Source organism: Paraburkholderia sp. RL17-347-BIC-D (assembly GCF_046027915.1).
In the GTDB taxonomy this organism is placed as follows: domain Bacteria; phylum Pseudomonadota; class Gammaproteobacteria; order Burkholderiales; family Burkholderiaceae; genus Paraburkholderia.
Map to the genome: position 1 here is coordinate 17,564 of NZ_JARESS010000067.1, position 20,464 is coordinate 38,027.

The 20,464-nt window shown below is 61.9% G+C and carries 16 protein-coding genes and 1 pseudogene; 3 read left to right on the top strand and 14 right to left on the bottom strand.

Features of this window, described 5'->3' with window-relative positions; all coding sequences use genetic code 11:
* Positions 1-387 precede the first annotated feature (387 nt).
* The 4 genes from P0D96_RS42465 to P0D96_RS42480 form a co-directional block, all read right to left on the bottom strand.
* On the bottom strand, positions 388-1,584 hold the full coding sequence (locus P0D96_RS42465) for an aminotransferase-like domain-containing protein (RefSeq protein WP_408319846.1): 1,197 nt from the start codon (positions 1,582-1,584) through the stop codon (positions 388-390).
* 122 nt (positions 1,585-1,706) lie between these two features.
* Complete coding sequence (locus P0D96_RS42470; RefSeq protein WP_408319848.1) at positions 1,707-2,879, bottom strand: NAD(P)/FAD-dependent oxidoreductase; 1,173 nt, start codon at positions 2,877-2,879, stop codon at positions 1,707-1,709.
* Positions 2,880-3,008: 129 nt separating this feature from the next.
* Positions 3,009-4,508, bottom strand: coding sequence for an L-piperidine-6-carboxylate dehydrogenase (amaB, locus tag P0D96_RS42475; protein ID WP_408319850.1), 1,500 nt, complete (start codon positions 4,506-4,508; stop codon positions 3,009-3,011).
* A gap of 332 nt (positions 4,509-4,840) precedes the next feature.
* Entirely contained in the window at positions 4,841-5,728 is an 888-nt protein-coding gene (locus P0D96_RS42480; protein ID WP_408178606.1) for a LysR family transcriptional regulator, read from the bottom strand.
* 447 nt (positions 5,729-6,175) lie between these two features.
* On the opposite strand from P0D96_RS42480, the gene P0D96_RS42485 reads away from it, so the two are divergent.
* Positions 6,176-6,544, top strand: coding sequence for a response regulator (locus tag P0D96_RS42485; RefSeq protein WP_132383951.1), 369 nt, complete (start codon positions 6,176-6,178; stop codon positions 6,542-6,544).
* 177 nt (positions 6,545-6,721) lie between these two features.
* Here P0D96_RS42485 and P0D96_RS42490 read toward each other — a convergent pair whose 3' ends face one another.
* The 6 genes from P0D96_RS42490 to P0D96_RS42515 form a co-directional block, all read right to left on the bottom strand.
* Positions 6,722-8,101 carry an MFS transporter gene (locus P0D96_RS42490; protein ID WP_408319852.1) on the bottom strand — a complete coding sequence of 460 codons (1,380 nt, stop codon included), beginning with the start codon at positions 8,099-8,101 and terminating at the stop codon, positions 6,722-6,724.
* A gap of 244 nt (positions 8,102-8,345) precedes the next feature.
* Positions 8,346-9,158, bottom strand: coding sequence for an HpcH/HpaI aldolase/citrate lyase family protein (locus tag P0D96_RS42495; RefSeq protein ID WP_408178605.1), 813 nt, complete (start codon positions 9,156-9,158; stop codon positions 8,346-8,348).
* Positions 9,155-10,543 (bottom strand): MmgE/PrpD family protein, encoded by a 1,389-nt coding sequence (locus P0D96_RS42500; protein ID WP_408319854.1) that lies wholly within the window; start codon positions 10,541-10,543, stop codon positions 9,155-9,157. The genes P0D96_RS42495 and P0D96_RS42500 overlap by 4 nt, the downstream gene beginning before the upstream one ends.
* 68 nt (positions 10,544-10,611) lie before the next feature.
* On the bottom strand, positions 10,612-11,790 hold the full coding sequence (locus P0D96_RS42505; protein ID WP_408319856.1) for a CaiB/BaiF CoA transferase family protein: 1,179 nt from the start codon (positions 11,788-11,790) through the stop codon (positions 10,612-10,614).
* Positions 11,791-11,808: 18 nt separating this feature from the next.
* Positions 11,809-12,972, bottom strand: a complete 1,164-nt coding sequence (locus P0D96_RS42510) for an acyl-CoA dehydrogenase family protein (protein ID WP_408178602.1) — start codon at positions 12,970-12,972, stop codon at positions 11,809-11,811.
* A 30-nt stretch (positions 12,973-13,002) separates the two neighbouring features.
* Positions 13,003-13,845, bottom strand: coding sequence for an HTD2 family dehydratase (locus P0D96_RS42515; RefSeq protein ID WP_408178601.1), 843 nt, complete (start codon positions 13,843-13,845; stop codon positions 13,003-13,005).
* 289 nt (positions 13,846-14,134) lie between these two features.
* On the opposite strand from P0D96_RS42515, the gene P0D96_RS42520 reads away from it, so the two are divergent.
* A complete protein-coding gene (locus tag P0D96_RS42520; protein ID WP_408178600.1) occupies positions 14,135-14,953 on the top strand; it encodes a 2OG-Fe(II) oxygenase in 819 nt (272 codons plus the stop codon).
* 313 nt (positions 14,954-15,266) lie between these two features.
* Complete coding sequence (locus P0D96_RS42525) at positions 15,267-17,186, top strand: FUSC family protein (protein ID WP_408319859.1); 1,920 nt, start codon at positions 15,267-15,269, stop codon at positions 17,184-17,186.
* Between the two features lie 201 nt (positions 17,187-17,387).
* Here the strand turns inward: P0D96_RS42525 and P0D96_RS42530 are convergent.
* The 4 genes and pseudogenes from P0D96_RS42530 to P0D96_RS42545 all read right to left on the bottom strand — a co-directional run.
* Positions 17,388-17,640 (bottom strand): annotated as a pseudogene (locus P0D96_RS42530) (PAAR domain-containing protein).
* On the bottom strand, positions 17,640-18,401 hold the full coding sequence (locus tag P0D96_RS42535; protein WP_408292551.1) for a hypothetical protein: 762 nt from the start codon (positions 18,399-18,401) through the stop codon (positions 17,640-17,642). The pseudogene P0D96_RS42530 and the gene P0D96_RS42535 overlap by 1 nt, the downstream one beginning before the upstream one ends.
* On the bottom strand, positions 18,310-19,641 hold the full coding sequence (locus tag P0D96_RS42540) for an N-acetylmuramidase family protein (protein WP_408319861.1): 1,332 nt from the start codon (positions 19,639-19,641) through the stop codon (positions 18,310-18,312). The genes P0D96_RS42535 and P0D96_RS42540 overlap by 92 nt, the downstream gene beginning before the upstream one ends.
* A gap of 100 nt (positions 19,642-19,741) precedes the next feature.
* Positions 19,742-20,464 (bottom strand): DUF2345 domain-containing protein (locus tag P0D96_RS42545; RefSeq protein ID WP_408319863.1); only part of this gene is annotated, 723 nt, incomplete at its 5' end.

Below are 20,464 nucleotides of genomic sequence, written 5' to 3' on the forward strand. Positions count from 1 at the left end.
TCCGAAGGCAGCGATGATAACCGATATTTTTAACCGGAAACCAGCGACGCTTCCTATTTAACAGTCGGACTTGCTTGATGAGTTTGACAAAAATCGGACATGTGCCTGATTAAGCCATTAGGAAACGTGTTTGTTGGATGCGCCGATTCGGTTCGTTAAACCGGCGCAAGCCAGTGCGGCGCTTATAGGCAGGAACACGCGACACATGGCCCGACGCTTTGCGCATAGGGCCCATCGGCATACATGGCATTACTCGTTCGGAGCCTTTATGCTAAATCCGCTTAATTTAGCGCGCGCGTAAAAAAACCCGGCTGCACGCTGTGTGCTCGCCGGGTTTATTTCAAGCATCGTGATTACTACTTTACGGGAGTACTGCCTTAGCCGTCGTCAAAAATTCTCGAGCGCCAGCTTCATTCTCCGCACGCCGGTTTCGATATCGGCCACACCGGGCGCGGCAAATGACAAGCGCAATGCCGACGAATCGATATTGTCTTTATAGAACGCGACGCCCGGCACAAACATGACATTACGCTCGATACAAGCGCGCAGATAATCGGACGCATTCTGACCGGCCTTCAATCGCGTCCACACGAACATGCCGCCCGCAGGACGATGAAACGCGATCTGTTCCGCCAGTTGCGCGTCGAGCGCATCGCACAGCGTGCGGCATTTCACGGCGTAGGCGTCGACGATGCGCGGCAAATGACGCTCCAGCGCACCGCTCGCGAGGTACTCCGCGGCGATCGCCTGGGTCCACGGCGAACTGCACAGATCGACGGTCTGTTTGGCGACGACGCAGCGCCGAAGAATCTCCGCGTGCGCGAGCATCCAGCCGACACGCAAACCCGGCGCGACGATCTTCGACAGACTGGAAAAATGCACGACCCAATCGCGTGAACCTGGCACCTGCTCGCTCAGGGCGAGCAGCGAAGGCAACGCTGTGCCGCTAAAGCGCAGATCGCCGTAGGGATCATCCTCGACGATCAGAAAGCGGTGACGTGCCGCCAGTTTCAGCAAAGCCGTGCGGCGTTCAAGCGAAAGGGTCGCGCCGGTCGGATTGGCGAACGTGGGCACCGTGTACAACAGCTTCGGTGCGCGGCGCAGTGTGCCAGCCTTGAGCAGCGCGGCGAGCGCGTCGACATCGAGCCCGTCCTGATCGACGGGAATGGTAACGACGTCGGCCTCTTGCAGCTTGAGCGCTTGCAAGGTCGCGGGATAAGCCGGCTGCTCGACCAGCACGACGTCGCCGGGCGCGACCATCACGCGCAGCAGCAGATCGAAGCCTTGCTGCGAACCGGTCGTCACCAGCAATTCCTGCGGCGTGCACGACACGCCACGGCGCGCCATCAGCTGCGCGAGTTGTTCCTTGAGAACGAGGAGGCCGTCGGTGGGACCGTATTGCAGGCAGAGCGTGGTGTGTTGCGACGCGCGTGCCGCAGCGGCGTCAAGCCCTTCACAATCGAACAGATCGCTCGCGGGATAACCGCCGGCAAACGAGATCATGCCGGGTTGCGCCAGATACTTGAAAAGCTCGCGGATCGGCGAACCGGTCGGCGCTTCGAATGCGGGATTGAACGTGAACATGGTGACGGGCCGCTTGTTTCGAGAGGGAAGATCGGCGTCGATTGTGGCCGTCGTCAGGATGGGCGGCAAACGATATCTACGCACTACGTATTGCGTTTTCCGCATCACCCCGGCGCGCGCGGCTACACCACGTTCTTCTCCACGATGGGCCGGTTTTCAAGCACGCGCGTGAAGCTCAACGAATCCAGATCGAGTGTGGTGTAGCGGCCATGCAGAATCAGTTCGCTGATGCCGCGCCCCGTTGCCGGGCCTTGCTGCAAACCGTGTCCGCTAAAACCGTTGGCGAAAATGCAATTATCGACATCCGGGTGATAGCCGATGATCGCGTTCTGATCCAGCACGTTGTATTCGTAATAGCCGGACCAGCAGTTCTGCACACGCAGCGCCTCGAATTGCGGCACACGATGCGCGAGCGTCGGCCAGATCACGTCGTCGAAGAGAGCATGATCGACCTCGTCGAGTGGCAGATCGTCAGGGTCGTTATCCGCTGACGGCGACGTGCCGCAGATAAACGATTTGCCTTCAGGACGGAAATACACGCCGCTCGGATCGATCAGCAACGGACACCGTTCGAGCTGCCCCGGCGACGTGACGTTGAAAATACTGCGGCGCCGCGCGTAGACGGGGATGTCGATGCCGACCATTTGCGCGACTTTGCGCGACCACGCGCCGGCGGCATTGACCACCACGTCGCAAGCATAGGTCTCGCCGTTCGCGGTCTGCACTTGCGTGACGCGTTTGCCATCGCGATGGATGGCGGCGACATCAGCGGCGACGTAGCGCGCACCAAGTGACTGCGCCTTCTTGCGCAGCGCCTGCACGAGTCCGTAGCCGTCGAACCAGCCCTCACCACTTTCACCGTATGCGCCAGCCACGAGGTCTTCCGTGTTGAGCCAGGGAAAGCGCGCTTGCAACGCGTGGCTGTCGAGCAGACTGATATCGGCGCCGAGACTCGTTTGCAGCGCGTGGTTCTCGCGCAGCGTCGTCTCGCCGGCGGGCGTCGCGAGGAATAGATAGCCGCCTTCGTGCAGATCGATCGACGGCTTGGCGCCGTCGACCTCGAGCCGTTCGCCGATCGAGCGCAGAAACTCGATGCCGAACAACGACATCTGAATGGACAGCGGTGTGGAGAATTGCTGACGGATCGACGCCGCCGACAATGCCGACGACGAGCGCGCATAAGTCGGATCGCGTTCGATCACCGTGACGCGGACTGTCGGATCGGACAGCCGCAAGAAATACGCAATCGAGCTGCCGATCACCCCACCGCCGACGATCACGACTTTGGAACTCACGTCTTACTCCACGAGTAGCGTGGCCGCTCGCAAACGCCGGCGGCGCAAACGGATTGCTGAAGAAGGTTGTGTAAAGCCGCAGCGGCGCAAGAATGCGCCGCTGCTTTTTGGCCGGTCAAGCGAACGGTATCAGCCGATATTGAAGTCGATACCCTGCGCGAGCGGCAGCGCCGACGAGTAGTTCACCGTGTTGGTGGCACGGCGCATATAGGCCTTCCACGCATCCGAACCCGACTCGCGGCCGCCGCCGGTTTCCTTCTCGCCGCCGAACGCGCCGCCGATTTCCGCGCCGCTCGGTCCGATGTTGACGTTCGCGATGCCGCAGTCGCTGCCCGAGTCGGACAGGAAGCGCTCCGCTTCGCGCAGATCGGTCGTGAACACGCATGACGACAGACCGTGCACCGCCGCGTTGTTCGCCTCGACTGCGTCGGCGAAATCGGTGTAGCGCAACACGTACAGAATCGGCGCGAAGGTTTCCTTCAGCACCACCGACGTTTGCGACGGCATTTCGACGATCGCCGGACGCACGTAGTAGCCGTTTTCATAGCCCTTCACGTCGACGCGTTCGCCGCCGAACACTTTGCCGCCTTCGGCCGTGGCCTGTTGCAGTGCTTCCTGCATGCGGCCATACGATTGCTTGTCGATCAGCGGACCCATCAGTGTGCCCTTTTCGAGCGGATTGCCGATCGGCACCTTGCTGTACAACTGCTTCAGACGCTCGATGGTTTTGTCGTACACGCTCTCATGCACGAACAGACGGCGCAGCGACGTGCAACGCTGGCCCGCCGTGCCCACTGCCGAAAACAGAATGCCGCGCATGGCGAGTTCGTGATCCGCGGTTTGCGTGACGATGCCCGCGTTGTTGCCGCCGAGTTCGAGCAGCGAGCGGCCGAAGCGCTTCGCCACTTCCACGCCGACCGTGCGGCCCATTTCCGTGCTGCCCGTCGCGCTGACGATCGACGCGCGCGGATCGGCCACCAGCTTCGCGCCCACGTCGCGGCCGCCGTTGATCAAGGCGGTGAGGCCGGCCGGCGCGTCGCCGAACTCTTGCAGCGCTTCGCTGAGAATCTGATTGACGGCGAGCGCGGTGAGCGGCGTCTTTTCCGACGGCTTCCAGATCACCGCATTGCCGCAGACCAGCGCGAGCGCCGCATTCCACGACCACACCGCGGCCGGAAAATTGAATGCCGAGATCACGACGCAGGTGCCCATGGGATGCCACGTCTCCGCCATGCGATGCCCCGGACGCTCCGAGGCGATCGTCAGACCGTACAACTGACGCGACAGACCGACCGCGAAATCGCAGATGTCGATCATTTCCTGCACTTCGCCCAAGCCTTCCTGAAGAATCTTGCCGGTCTCGAGCGTGATGATGCTGCCGAGCGCCTGCTTTTTCTCGCGCAGACGATTGCCGAGCAAACGCACCAGTTCGCCGCGCCGCGGCGCGGGGACGTTGCGCCAGGCGGTGTACGCCTCTTTCGCCCGGGCGAGGGCCGTGTCGACTTCCGCCACCGTATTGCTGGCCACGCGGCCAATGAGGTCACCGGTGATGGGCGAGTGAACCGCGATGTCGCCGGCTTGCGCCGCGTGGGCGATGCCGAGGTCGGCGAGGATGGTGGAAGCGTCCATGAGAATCCCTTTAATTTCCGATGCGAAACAAGAGTAAGTTCGGAAACTATACACGCGGGTTTTTGCGGCGGCAAGGGTATTTGCCCGGAGCCGGCCGGTGGAACGCTCGGGAAGGCTTGCTCTGCATGGACTGGCTAGCACGTCGAGCCCAACGCGCCGTACGTTGCCGGCGCCGGCACGAACCGCGCGCCAGCACGCCAGCCCTGCCGCGCTCGTTTCTTATTGGAAATACGAGGCCTCTGACTTCGACGCGTTCGCACGGGCCGCGCTGGCGGCGCCTTGGCGCAACCGGGCCGACAACGCGCAGGAGTGAACGTCAACGGACGCCGGCCTCAAATGCCCGCCATCAGCCTGTCGACGAGCACACGCGCGAACGGCGGCAGGTCCTTGAGGCTGCGCACGCAGATCTTGAGCTTGCGCTCCGCCCACGGGTCGTTCAGTCCGACCGTGGCGATCTGCATCGTCTTTTTGTGCCGCAGCGCGACCGATTCCGGCACGATGCCGATGCCCACGCCCGCTTCGATCATCCGGCAAGCGGCTTCGAAATTGCCGACCTGAATGCGCAGTTTCAGCCGCGCGCCAAGCGCATCGGCGGCACTGGTGATGAACGCGTGAATCGCGCTCGACGTCGGCAAGCTCACGAAATTGGCCGTGAGCACTTGCGCAAAGTCGACCGACGCCAGACGTGCCAAAGGATGATCGCGTGACGTGACCAGCACCAGCCGGTCGTCGCGATACGGCAGCATTTCCAGATGCTCCGCATGCACATTGCCCGCGACGATGCCGATATCCGTCGCGCTGTCCGCCACGCCTTTGACGATTTCGCCGCTCAACACTTCGCGCAGATCGATGTTGACGTCCGGATGATCGCGCAAAAAATGACTCAGCACGGCCGGCATGAACTCGCTGATCGCGGTGGTGTTGGCCCAGATGCGCACGTGTCCCTTGATGCCTTCGCCGTACTCCTGCATGTCGCCGGCCAGATGCTCGACCCGTTCGAGCACGAGCCGCGCGTGATGCACGAAGGCTTCGCCCGCGGGCGTCAGCGTCACGCCCTGGCTGGTGCGATAGAGCAGCTTGAAACCCAGTTGTTCCTCGAGATTCTTGACCCGGTTGCTTGCCGCGGGCGCCGACAGATGCGAGCGCTCCGCCGCGCGCGCCAGGTTCTGCGTGTCGGCGATATTGAGGAGCAAGCGCAAGTCCACGAAATCGAAATGCATGATGAAGGCCTGGGTTGAAGCGCCGCTGGGCGCTCGCAAGACAAAGGCCAATCTTAACCGGGCGTGAAGGAAGCGCTAAACCGTTTCGGCAGAGCCGCCGGTCTCGCCCGCAACTTCATGCATTAGACGCAGCGATACAGGTAAGCGTTGAACCGCTTACCGCTCGCGCTCCGACCTTCATGCCCGGATCGGCGCGCGCGAACTTATCGATTCCCTGCAATGCGCTCTCCCGCCCCCTCCGCGCTGCGTTGCACGGATTCTGGGCGGCGCATCTGACGCCCCGCAAGACGCGTTTACGCGCCGCCACACAGTGTCAGGCATAGCACTTGCTTTAACTTGCGGCTCGACAGTACGACAACCCATGGCAATTTAGCCCACGTCCCTGTCACGGCCGGCGCCACGAATACCCGAGGCCCAGTCCAACCGAATATTTCAGGCATAAGCAATATGAGTCGCGTATTACTGGTCGACGACCAACCCGAGGCATTGTCCGCGCTGCGCGCCGTGCTGGTCGGCCGCGGTTACACGGTCGCCACGGCGGCGGACGGCGCCGAAGCTTTTGAACGACTGCAACGCACGCGCGTGAGCGCCGTGGTGTGTGACTGGCGTATGCCCAACATGGACGGCGCCGAACTGATCGAATCGATGCAGGCCCGCAGTGAACTGGCGTCCGTACCCGTCATTCTGACGAGCGGCAGCGGCGAAGCGCCTGCCTTACCCGTCAAAGGCTTTCTCAGGAAACCGTTCGCACTGGACAAGCTGCTTTCGTTGCTGGCCGAATGCGAAAGCGATGCGGCGGCACCGGCCGTCTGCTGAACGCTTTACGTCCGCGGCGCAAGCGTCGTCGATACACGCGCCAGCCAGAAGCGCGCACAAAAGCGGGGCACGCGCTGGTCCGCGAGCGCAGTGGTGCGGCATCGAGGTGCGGTTCCTTTGGAGCGCGATCGCGTCTGAAAGAGCGAATCGACGGACCGCGCTCATGCGCTCAATCGCCTATACCGACTTCTCGAACAACTCTCCCGCTGGCGTCAGATCGGCATCGGGCGAGATGTCCTCGAGCGTCTGCTGACTCGTCTCGATCCGCAGCGCGAGGATCGCCACGCTCAGCAACAGCAGCACCCCGCCGACCATAGTCAGCACGCCGGTCACGCCGAAGTGCGTGTACAACAACAGCGCCACATAAGGCGTGGACATGGACGCGGCGCGTCCGCATGTGCCGGCGACACCCGTTCCCCGCAGCCGATGCGCAGTCGGAAACAACTCCGGGATGTAGCCGAACAGTCCCAGCGTGCAGACCGTATAGATCGCCGTCACCAGCGCGAACCCAACCACGGAAATCGCCGCCGGCGTCCGCATCTGCACGTACACGAAGCCGAGCGCGATCGTCACGAGCGAGAACAGCACGATGCCGTTGCGCCGGCCAATCCGATCCGTGACCAGATACCCGACCACCGCGCCGGCCGGCGCGCCGAACGACATCAACAGCACGAATCCCAGCGACTGCACGATCGTCAGCCCTTCCTTGACGAAGAACGTCGGCAACCACGCGACGAACCCATACAGCGACATGTTGATCGCCATGCAGGTCAGCGCCGCCACCAGCGTGCGGCCGATCATGCCGCGCGCGAACAGCGCCGAGAACGGCGCGGCTGGCACCTCATGACTCATCACGCGCGCCACCGGCGGCAACTTGCCGACACGCGCTTCGACTTGCCGCTCGATCGCCGACACCGTCGCCTCGGCCTCGTCGAGCCGTCCGACCGTCTCCAGCCAGCGCGGCGATTCCGGCATCCGATGCCGCAGAAACCACACGACGAGCGCACCGATCCCGGCAATCGCAAACATGTAGCGCCAGCCCAGATGCGGGATCACCCAATAGCCGATCGCCGTCGCGCCGAGCAGGCCGGAATTGATGATCAACGCGAGCAGCGAAGTCCAGCGTCCGCGCGTGGCCGGCGGCACGAATTCGCACAACGTCCCGGCCGCCACCACCAGCTCCGCGCCGAGCCCCACGCCCATGATGAAACGCAGCAGAATCAGCCAGTAGATATTCGGCGCAAAACATGCGGCAATCGACGCGAGGCCGAAAATCGCCAGGTTCGCCTGATACGAATAACGCCGGCCGAACCGGTCGCCGAGATAACCGGACAGACCGGCGCCGATCATCATGCCCATGAAGGTCGCCGAGATGAAAAACGAACCGAGACTTAGATCGGTGAAGCCGCTCTTGACCATCGCGGCTAACGCGCCGTTGGCCAGATAGATATCGAATGCGTCGAGGAAAGCGCCCGCGCCGATCAGGCCGAGAATATTCCAGTGGAAACGGGTGATAGGCAGGCGGTCGAGCCGCGCGCCGGAATTGACGGTTGCCAAATTGTGTCTCCTCGTGGTCCGTGCGCGGCTGGACCGCGCACGCAAAACAGTTATGCATGGCTGTCTTTATATGGCGACGGCTCTATGCATGGTCTTGGGTAACGCGGCGCGAGTGCGCCCCTCCGCGTGACGTCAAGATTGCGTCACGCCGCTTCTTCAGGGAATTGGCATTATTGGAAGCCGATGTTTCGTCGCGGTTAATGGCCAGGCCGCGCCTATGCATCGGCGATTCGCTGGCCTCGGCCTATGCGCCCGCCAGGATCCTTCGCGCCTTCAGAATCACCGGCATATCGACCATCTTGCCGTCCACCGCCACCGCCGCGCCGTGACTTGTTTCCACCGCGGCCAGCACACGTTGCGCCCATGCCTTGTCCGCTTCGCTCCACGCATAGGCGCGATGCACCGCATCGATCTGCTTCGGATGAATGCACAGCTTGCCGCCGAAGCCGAAGCGGCGCCCGCGGCGAGCGTCGGCTTCGATACTGTCGGCGTCGCTGATGGTGGTCGATACGCCGTCCACCGGCGCGCCGATCCCGGCAAGCCGCGAGGCCAGCACGATCTGCGAGCGGAACAGATGCAGTTCCTCGCCGTCGCCGTCGATACCGAGATCGATCTGAAAATCCAGTGTACCGAACACGATGCGCTGCACGCGCGGCGCGGCGCACAACACCGCGAGGCTCGCAAATCCGCGCGCCGTTTCGACGATCGGCAACACGCTCAGTGTGGAATGCGCCGTCGCCAGCACTACGTCGATCTGTTCACGCGTCTCCGCTTTAGGCAACACGATCCCGGCGACCCCCGGTTGCCCGGCGAGCGCGGCGACATCCTCGTCGAACCACGACGTGTCCGAGCCGTTGATGCGCACCCATGCAGGCCGCGATGCATCGCCCGATACAGCGGCCAGCACTGCCGCGCGCGCCGCCGGCTTTTCATCGGGCTGCACGGCATCTTCGAGATCGAGAATCACCGCGTCCGCGCCGGCCACGTGCGCTTTTTCGAAGCGCTCAGGGCGATTGCCCGGCACGAACAGATAGGAACGCGGCAGCGCGACGCTCATGCGGCCACCGTCGCGTTGGACTCTGCTTCGAAGACCGACCCGACCTGCGTTTGCCCCGCGATTTGCCACGCGTTGCCGAGCAATCGCGCGGCCTCGCCTTCGGTGGCCGCGCCCGCAAACGCCGCCAGTCGATGTAGTTTGGTGGCGATCTCATCGCGTGACAGCGTATTGCCTGGGTCGCCTTTCGGTTCGTCGACGCGGCCCGTGAACGTGCGGCCGTCAGTGGTCGTGACCGTCACCTTGCCGATCCAGCGCGCGGGATAGGCGGCATCGACTTCGGCGTCGAAGGCCATCTCGACGTTGTCGCGGAAGGCGGCGATCGCGTCCGCGTCGAAACCCTGCTCGAATTCGGTCACGCCCGCATAACCGTGATGCGCGACGAGTCCCAGCACCGTGCCCATGTTGAACTTCGCCTGGTGCACCGTGCGCGGCGTGACGACCGCGCCGAGCACGTCGATCGCGCCTTGATGGACGTGCGCCACGACCTTCGCGATATCACGCGGTGCGAGACGGTGTTCCTGCACCACGGCGAGCAACGCGTCGGCGGCGGGATGTGTATGACGGCACGCCGCGTGATATTTAAACGATGTCTCCGCCGTCGCCCACCGGCTGCCCAGGCGGTCGACGAGGCGCGCCGGATCCGCGTCGCTCGACATGCCCGCCGCCATGCCTTGCGCGCCTTCGAGAATGCGCGTCGCGCCCTTGAAGCCGTCGGCCGCGAGTTGCGCGGCCATCAGTCCGTTGGCCGCGGCCATGGCCGTGTGCAGTTGCTTCGAGTCGGCGGCGTCGCGCAGAAACTCCCACAGGCCGCTTGCCTGCGTGCCCGCCGAGCCGAACGCGTCGAGCATCTGCACCGCCGACAAACCGAGCAGCCGTCCCGCCGTGGCGGCCGCCGCCAGCGTGCCGGCAGTGCCGGTGGTATGGAACACCTTGTAGTGCGAGCGACCCAGAAACTCGCCGATGCGGATGCCGACTTCGTAGCCCGCGACCGCCGCCGCGATCAAATCGCGGCCCGACTTGCGATGCGCTTGCGCCAGCGCGAGCGCCACCGGAAACACGACCGTCGCGGGATGAAACACCGAGCCGTTGTGCACGTCGTCCTGTTCGGCGAAGTGCGACGCCGCGCCGTTGATCATCGCCGCGAAATACGGCGTGGTGCGGCTGCGGTCGATCAACACTTCGCTCGTGCCGTCGTTCGACGCGCCGCCGGCCTGGCGGGCGAACCGCGCGATCGTCTCGACCGGCCGCGCGCCTTTGCCGGCCAACGCCGAACCGAGCCAGTCGACGTAGAGGTTGACGGTGCGCTCGACCACTGCGTGCGGGATGCTGTCGAAGTCGAGTTGAGCGGCGAAGGTGGCAAGCGTCAGACTGGGATGGTCGTTCATGATGAGGTCGCGTCGTATTCGTTCAGGTCGCCGGCGTGGCATCGTTCGCGCGCCGGCACAGCAGACATTCAGATCGTGCCGGCGGCTCGCAGCGCGTCGATACGCGCGCTGTCGTAACCGAGTTCGCGCAGGATCGCGTCGGTATGCTCGCCGAGCGCGGGAACCGGGTCCATGCGCGGCTCGAAGTCCGCCGGCAAACCTGGCGGCAACAAGGCGGGCACCACGCCCGCCGCCGTGCCGACTTCATGCCAGCGCTCGCGCGCCTTCAACTGCGGATGCGCCCATACGTCGCCGAGCGTGTTCATCTGCGCGTTGGCGATGCCGGCGTCATCGAGCCGTTCGATGACCTGCGCCACGCTCAGTTTCGCAAAGGCCGCGACGATCACCTCGCGCAAGGCGTCACGCGCGGACGTGCGTTTCGAGTTCGAGTTGAAGCGCTCGTCCGTGGCGAGTTCCGGCTGCACCAGCACGCGCTCGCAGAAGAGCTTCCATTCGCGTTCGTTTTGCAGACCGAGCATCACCGTCTTGCCGTCGCCGGCGGGGAACGGTCCGTACGGATAGATCGTGGCGTGCGCCGCACCGGAGAGCGCGGGCGGCGGTTGACCGTCGATTGCGTAATAGAGCGGATAACCCATCCACTCGACCATGCTTTCCAGCATCGACACGTCGATGCGGCAACCGCGTCCCGTGCGACCGCGCAAGAGCAGCGCGCTCAGAATGTTCGAATACGCGTACATGCCCGCCGCGATATCGGCAATCGAGCATCCCGCTTTGGCCGGCTCGCCCGGCGACCCGGTGATCGACAGAAAACCGGATTCGCTCTGGATCAGCAGGTCGTAGGCTTTCTTGTCGCGGTACGGGCCGTCGGAACCATAGCCGGAAATATCGCAGACGATCAGCTTCGGATACTTCGTGCTCAGCGTGTCGTAACCGAGACCGAGCCGGTCCGCGGCGCCGGGCGCGAGATTCTGCACCAGCACGTCCGCGTCGGCGACCAAAGCGTCGAGAATCTCCGTCGCGGCGGGCTGCTTCAGATCGAGCGCAAGACTTTCCTTCGAACGATTGGTCCAGACGAAATGCGACGACAGTCCATGCACGCGCTCGTCGTAGCCGCGCGCAAAGTCGCCGACGCCGGGTCGCTCGATCTTGATCACCCGCGCGCCGAGATCCGCCAGTTGGCGCGTACAGAACGGCGCGGCGATCGCATGTTCGAGCGTGACGACTTTGATTCCGTCGAGTGGTCTCATGGTGTTTGCGCCCGAAAGTCAGAATGAACGCGGCAGCCCGAGAATATGCTCGGCCACGTACGAAAGAATCAGGTTGGTGGAAATCGGCGCGACCTGGTAAAGACGCGTTTCGCGGAATTTGCGCTCGACGTCGTACTCGCACGCAAAGCCGAAGCCGCCGTGAAATTGCAGACACGCGTTGGCCGCTTCCCACGAAGCATCGGCGGCGAGCAGCTTTGCCATGTTCGCCTGGGCGCCACACGGTTCATGCGCGTCGAAACGGCGCGCCGCCTCGAAGCGCATCAGGCTGGCCGCCTCGACATTGATGAACGAGCGCGCGATCGGAAACTGCACGCCCTGGTTCTGGCCGATCGGACGGCCGAACACGATGCGCTCTTTCGCGTATTCGGTGACCTTGTCGACGAACCAGTAGCCGTCGCCGATACATTCGGCGGCAATCAGCGTGCGCTCCGCATTCAGGCCGTCGAGGATGTACTTGAAGCCCTGCCCTTCTTCGCCGATCAGATTCTCGGCGGGGATTTCAAGGTTATCGAAGAACAGTTCGTTGGTCTCGTGATTGACCATGTTCAGAATCGGCTGCACCGTCATGCCGTGTCCGATCGCTTCACGCAGATCGACGATAAAAATCGACATGCCTTCCGATTTCTTCTTCACATCCGACAGCGGCGTGGTACGCGCGAGCAGAATCATCAGGTCCGAATGCTGCACGCGCGAGATCCACACCTTCTGGCCGTTGATCACATAGCGGTCGCCGCGTCGCTCGGCGGTGGTCTTGATCTTCGTGGTGTCCGTGCCGGTGGACGGCTCCGTCACGCCCATGGATTGCAGACGCAAGTCGCCGCACGCGATCTTCGGCAGATACTTTTGCTTCTGCTCTTCGGAACCATGGCGCAGCAGCGTGCCCATGTTGTACATCTGGCCGTGGCAGGCGCCCGAGTTGCCGCCGGCGCGATTGATTTCCTCCATAATGACCGACGCTTCCGTCAGCCCCAGCCCCGAGCCGCCAAAGTCCTGCGGAATCAGCGCGGCCAGCCAGCCGGCTTTGGTGAGCGCGTCGACGAATGCTTCCGGATAACCGCGTGCTTCGTCGATCTTGCGGAAATACTCGCCGGAAAATTGCTGGCACAGATCGCGTACGGCTTCGCGAATGTCCTGGAAGGAATCCTGCTGCGTGGTTTGCATTAATCGAATCTCTTGTAGGTCAGGCGAAGCTCAGGCAATGGCCGCCGTGGCGCGCATGGTCAAATAGCCTTCGTGGTCTTTGGCCCATAGCTCGATGAGCTTGCCGTCCGCGGAAGGCTTGCCGCACACCGTGAAAGGCTGGCCTGCGAAGGTCGGACGCACTGCCTTGAAGGCGAAACTTTGCAGCGTGGCGTCCGGTTGTTCGCGGCGCACCAGGTCGACCAGCAGCGTTGCAATCAACGGACCGTGAACGATCAGGCCTGGATAGCCTTCGACTTCCGTGACGTAAGGATAGTCGTAGTGGATACGGTGGCCGTTGAAGGTCAGCGCCGAGTAGCGGAACAGCATGACAGCGTCGGCGTCGATCGTGCGGCGCCAGGTTTCGCCTTCCGGCGCGAGTTGCGGCTGCGGGGGCCGCGCGCCTTCCTGCGGCGCGTCGCGATAGACGATGTCGTGCTCTTCTTCGAGCTTCAGTTCGCCACCTGCTTCGATGGTGTGCTGCACCGTGACGAACACGAGACGGCCGGACCGGCCGGTCTTGTCTTCGATATTGGCGATCGTCGAAGTGCGCGTGGCATGCTCGCCCACCTTGAGCGGCGCGTGAAAGGTCAACCGGCCGCCGGCCCACATGCGACGCGGAAGCGGCACGGGCGGCAGAAAACCGCCGCGCTTCGGATGGCCGTCCGGGCCGACTTCGGACATCGGCGCAACCGGCAGAAAGTACAGCCAGTGCCAAAGCGGCGGCACGCTGTCGCCGTTTTCCTCGCGATCGAGCGTGGCGGCCATCGCCTTCAGGGGAAAGGAAGTGATGTCGTCTTTGGCGACCTCCTCCTTGTCAAGCCAGTCGTCGAGTTTCTGCGGGGAAGCAGACATGGGCACAGTCTCCGGATACGCGCATTGGGTTTAATAGGGTACTACTATGAACGACGCGGCACATCCCGCGAAGTTTGCATTTTCGAAGCGGGCGTTTGGATTTGCTTAAGGCTCGCGGGGCCGCCGTGTGGCGGGCGCTGCCGCCGGATCGCTCTGAACATGATGCGCTCGTTGCCGAGGCGCCGGCCGTGAACAGCACGGAATTGAAAAGCAAGAGTCGGAGTGCGCGGCATGGCGCGCGTGCTTACACTCAATCATCGTTCTGGTGATTGCTTTATGGAGATGGCTTATGGACACGGTTGCGAAGGGTACGCAGTCCCACTCGCTGGCATTGGATTTGGATTGGAAACCCGGTGCGGGACGGAAGCCGGACGTGAAAGGCGCTGAGGCACCAGCGCACCGCTCGCTTGCGCAGCGTGTCGGCGCGATCACCTGGTTCGATGTCGAAGAAGGCTTGAACGCGTATGGCTGCGCGATGTTGCGCAATCTGTTCAGCTCAGAGGAATGCGACGCGCTGACCGCGCTCTATCCGCGCGATGCGCTGTTTCGTAGTCGTGTCGTGATGGCGCGGCACGGTTTCGGCCGCGGCGAGTACAAGTACTTTGCGTATCCGCTGCCGTCGTTGATCGGCGATTTGCGCACCGCGCTTTATCCGCGTCTCGCGCCGGTGGCGAATCGCTGGAATGAGGTGATGGGTATCGATGTCCGCTATCCCGCAGCGCACGCGGAGTTTATCGAGCGCTGTCACGCGGCCGGGCAGACGCGCCCCACGCCGTTGATGCTTCAATACGCCACCGACGACTACAACTGCCTGCATCAGGATCTCTACGGCGAACACGTGTTCCCGCTGCAGGTCGCGATTCTATTGTCCGAGCCCGGCGCGGATTTCACCGGCGGCGAATTCGTGATGACCGAGCAACGTCCGCGCATGCAATCGCGTACGGAAGTGGTGCCGCTCGGCAAGGGCGATGCGGTGGTGTTCGCGGTCCATCATCGGCCGGTTCAGGGGACGCGCGGTCCCTACCGCGTGAATCTGCGGCATGGTGTGAGCCGCTTGCGCTCCGGCCAACGGCACACGCTCGGCGTGATTTTCCACGACGCGGCCTGAGGTTTGACTTAGCTCGGCTTGACGTGCGCTACTGCGCCGCCTGCTGCTGCGCTGCGGCAAAAATTCGACAATCGCAATTTTGACCCGGTATCATCCGGGAAAACCCGAACCCGCTGGATGCGCTGCGCCACCCTTTGCAGCGCATTCGGCGTGTCTGTTCGCGTGTTATCGCCCGTCGTCGGATGGGGCTTTCAGCCGGTGATCCCGGCATGCCGGCCCAGTTCGACGATACGAAGGTGGCGGGCCCACGTGCCCGCCCTGTCGCAATCGGCCAAAAGCCGGTGGCGGCCATTTAGCCCAGATATCATCGATCATGATTGCTGCCGCGTTTTCGCGCGTCGCCGACCGCCTGCTAGTTGCGGATCCGGGACTCGTGCGTCTCCATACCGCGCTGCGCGTTGCGCTTGCCTGCCTGCTCACCGGCGTAGTCAGCATCGCGTGGACCGTCTTCCGGGATCAGCCCATCACGCTCGCCGCGCCCGGCATTCTGTTTGCGATGGTCGCGCCGCTGTTCGTGCGCGAGACGCGGCGGACCGCCTGGTTCAGCACGCTCTTCTACCTGTATCTCTGCGCTGGCGTGTGCTTCGCTACGGCGAGCGTACTGTGCCGTTATCCGCTAGCCGGCGATGCGGGCTTCCTCGTCGTGATGTTCGCCGGCATGCTGTGCCAGGCGTGCGGGTCGCGTGCATTGGGTTGCGCGATGCTGGGCGTGGTGTGCTTTTACCTCGGCCTGTATCTGCATCCTTCGACGACGCATCTCGCGCAGTCGCTCGTGCTGTCCGCGTTCGGCCCGTTGATGGTTGCGCTGGTAGGCCGCGTGATCGTGCCGATGCGGACGGCGGCGAGCTTTCGACTCGCCGTTCATACGGTGACGCTGCGCGCGTCGCGTGTGCTTCACGCTCCGGCTGCCGCCGCGCATCTCTCCGCGTTGAACGAAGCCGCACTCTCACTCGAAGAACAGTTGGCGCTGCTGAATCCGTCGGATGCTGAAACGATTCGTGAACGGATCGTCGAAGTGGAAGTGGCGGCGGGGCAGCATGCGTTTGCATCAGGACCCGCGGATGGCGGCGTCAAGGCGAGTGCCGATGTATTGCGTCACGCGATTGCGCAGCTCAGGGAGATTGCGCATCGAGGCGACACGCGACGCGCTTCGTCTGCACCGGCGAGCGGTGCGGTTACGCGGACTGCGGCGCAGCGCTTTGCCGACTTGCGTAGCAAGCTCTGCTGGCTTCCCGCCACGCGCGCCACGACAGCTGCATTGCTCGCGATGCTGATCGGCCACTCGCTTTCGCCAGAGCGTTGGTTCTGGGCGGTCATCACGACGTTCGTCGTGTTTCTCGGCACGCGGTCGCGAGCGGATACGGTGTATCGCGGGGCGCAGCGCCTCGTGGGGACGTTGGCCGGCGCGCTCGTCAGCGTGTTGCTGGTCGCGCCGCTGCACGACTCGCCGGTGTTGCTCGTGGCGGCGATGGTGCTGTGCGTGTTCGGCTGGGCTTACTACATCCTGAGCGCGTATGCGCCGGGGGTGTTTTTCATCACCGTGCTCGTCGGGTTGGTCTATGGCGAACTGGGGTTCGCGATGGGGCCGCTGGTCGAGTTGCGGATCGAAGAAGTGCTGGTGGGTTGTCTCGTGTCGTTCGCCGTCGCGATTCTGATGATGCCGCTTGCAGCGACGCGGCACGTCGAGGCGAGACTAGGCGCGGTGTTGGGCGCGTTGCGGGAGGTGGTGCGCTTGGCTGGGTCGGGTGCGCGCGCGGGTGACGCGGTTGCCGCGGTGCGCAAGCTCGATCGCGGTTGGCACGATCTGCGGATCGCGCTGCGGCCCCTGCAGACGCAGCGGGTGGTGGTGTGGAATCCGGATGTCGAGTTGGCGACTGGTTCGTTGCTGTGTTGCCTGCATTGGGCGCGCGTGTTGAGTGGGTCTGCACGACGCGGTGGGTTGGAGGATGAGATGGCGCTGAATGCGGCGGAAGTAGGTGCGGCTCATGTCGCGTCGATCGTGGCGCGGCTTGATTCGTTGATTGCGCGTTATGGCGACGCGGCGGCGGGTGCTGCGCGTGGTCGGTCAGATGAGCATGTGCCGGTGATGCCTGCCGTTGATTTCGACGTGAACCAGGCATCGGCACTTGCGCAATTGGATGGCGCGGTTGCGCAGTTGTTCGATCGGTTGATGCAGCCGGTTTTGGATACGCGGCGGGTGTTCAATTGGGCGTTGAGGGGGAGGAGTGCGTAGGGCAACGCGGCAGGACTGCTTGGCTATTTAAGCGGAGAAGACCCAATACAAGAGTTTTTTCCGTTTGCATTTCCCGCTACCGGTCGAGCCCATCCACGATGAAGGCACCGGCGCTCATGTCCGAGCAGGAAACTCAAGGTCATGAACCACACCCTGTGATTTCCATTTCTGGCAACGACTCTCCAGCATCGAGGCAAGGCATCAGACAAGACTCGAAATCAGGCTGCACCCGCACGTGGCGTGATGCCCCTGCCGCGCGACGGGCGTGCCGCGATCCGTGATTTTCCTGTCGCCTTCGAGGATCATATTAGGCTGGACTTCGGGATGCAGCGGGCACTTCACGAGATCGCCCACGCGGGCCACGCGCCGTCCGGCGTAGCGCATGGTTTGCGAAGGCGGTGATGACTTCGCCGCCGTGGTCGGTGGTGTCACCGAGTCGGATTAGAGCGATCATTACTTGCCCGCTGATGGGAATGGGTTTACGAGATCGGCAGAGCGGACCCAGCCTGTTGTGACTCGTCCTCCTGAGGTCAAATCAGGATTCGCATAGCGTACGTAGGAATAAGTGCTCGATGTCGCGAGAACGACTACTACATCTCCCTCCACCAGGTACGCGCGCGTGCTATCAAAGCGTAAGCCGATTTTTTTATAGAAAGTTGATTTTTTTGAAAGTGCACGAATACCAATTGCTTCAGTTTTCTTCTCAATGGTATAGCGAACGACATACTTGTCACCTGGTCTCTTCCCAAATGAACCAACCGCCCAACCGACGCATCCAGGCGCGGGATTGTCAATACGAACTATCCGCTGGTCTTGCAGGCTATATACCGCCCCAGCCGAATCAAAGCGCCCATCTCGATCCTTATATCGATATGATTTAGGGGGAAAGGCGAAGGAAAAGGAACTTATATCACGTCCAGAATACTCCCCCTCTTTGAATGAAGACTCTCTAGCCTGGTAGAAGAAAAATTCACAATTCTTGTCACCTTCGACCGACCCATAGTAACCAATAACTCCGTCGCGCTCATTTAGCATAATCATATTTGGCGAATCGAAAATCAACAATTCAGCAGCGTTAGCCGCGCCTGAAAACGACAAAATGACTGCAGCCACCCGAGTTAATTCATTTAAATGTTGTATAGAAATCCTCCAGATTTTTTGCATAGTCCGGATTTTTTTTACGCCAGCCACCGCCGTTGTAATAAGTTGCGACATCCTCCCACCTCTTATCCTTTAAAGCCTTAACAGCTTGCGGTTTCACGTTCTTCATGAACGCCTCAAATACCTTAACCTGCTCGTCTATCCCTTTCATGTGTTCGCTTGCGAAATCCACGGCGGAAGAAAACCCACACCCGTCGAAAGCCTCACCAAGTATCTGAAACGCGCCCCACGAAGTCGACTTAGCGGCGGCCTCCATATCCAGGCTTGCAGCGCGACAGAATCTTTCATACTGGTGCAATCCGTCCTTTCCAAATCCACCTGATGCAGGACTGCAGATGTCCGGATATTTATTTGCATATGGATTTACTGGTTTATTTTTTCTATTTTTACTCTCCCCGGGCATCGTATAGGCGTAGAATTTATGCCGCTCATATAGAATTTTTGGCAAACCATTTTTATCAAAACCATGATCCGGCTCCCATTTCCCCTTACCAACAACCTCCTGCTTCGAGAGCGCCTTAATAGCCGCAGCCTCACAGCCAAGCGAATTTGCCAGATAAACGAAGTGCTCATCCGTGAACCACATTGATTTCGGGAAATTCAACCTGGAACCAAGCAAATTAAATGCAACTGTTTGCGGCTTGCCATTGTCCACCACCTTTAGGTGGTGCTCGATTGTGATTTTTGTCTTCTTTTTATGAGTTTTCTCATCCTCAGTTACGTCCTTCTTGCGTGTCGGAAAATCCTTTTTTACCTTGTCCTGTTCAGTGACCTTCTGCGACCATCCAATGTACGGTCCAAACTCATGAACCAGGCGTTCGACGGTCATGACCTCACCCTCTTTCACAACTGGAAGGTTGAGGTTCTGCTCCAGTTCCTCTTTTGGTGTCAGTTTCGTCGTCGCTTCCAGGTGGTACTCAGGACTGACAACGGTGAAGGCGCTGATGTCCTTGCTCGGGGTCACGGTCGCCTTCCATATGTACTCGCCGCGCTGGTTCTTCACCAGCACATCAATCGGCTGATTGCGCGCGGCGTTCTGGATCGTCAGGGCGTAGCCGTCCTTGTCTGTCGCTACCGGGTCGGCCTTGTTATTAACCATCGGCATAGTCGGACTCTCACCGGCGGCCGACGCCACCCCCAGTGTCGGCGCCGGAGCTATCGCAGGCGGATCATCGCTGTCTGGTCCAAGTTTCCATGCAGGCGCTTGCGGCGCACCCGTGCCCGCCCTGATCTGCACGGACAACCCTTCAATCGGTTTCTGCAGGGTATCCCTGAATACGAAGGTCACTTCCACATAGGGCGATGGCGGAGCCTTTGGGGTCGCGGGTTGATGCGTATGATGTCGATGAGGCATCTGTTACCTTTTACAAGTCACTTTAATGAGCAGGCTCGCTTCAGGCCTGCCCAGCGTCATTTTCCAGTTCGTGGTGATCGTAGGCATCTTCGACCACGCTCCAGTTACCCGCCCCGATCTCGCAGCGGACCTTCGCTGGCTCCGCCGTGCTGACGGTCAGCGTCGCACCATCGGTCAGCATCCCCTGCTGTCTGAGGGTGCCATCTGGCAGATAGATGCGATACGGCTGGTCGGCGACTGTCTGCCCGTCGCCGAAGTTTTCAGCAACCGTGCTCACATCAAACTTCTGCGTGTAAAGCTCGGCAGGGTTCTGCGCCAGCGGCGTGATGGGCATGACTGGCAACGGCATGCGCATGGACGAGGCAGTGGGTACGTCCCATGAAGGCGTCCTCTCCAGGATCGGTCCCGGCGACCCGTTAATAATCCCGCTGCCGTTGATCTGGATATATGAACCGCCCGCGCCGATCCACACTTCCTTTGACGCCGTGATGATGACTTTCCCGTCCGTGCTGCTGATAGTGAGGTCCTTCAGCGCCGCCAACGCCATCCCGTCGCCCTGCGCCTGCAACTCGATCTTGCCTCTGGCCGCGTAAAACTTCATGCCGTCCTGATAGGCGAACAGCGAGATCGAGCCCCGCACCGAAGCGTGGTACGAGCGCCCCGCTGACAGGCTGTAGTCGCGGCCCGCCGTGATCGCGTGTCCTTGACGGGGGCCGTTGCGCCCGCGCGCGTTTCGGTACTGATGACCATGCCCTGATTGGCG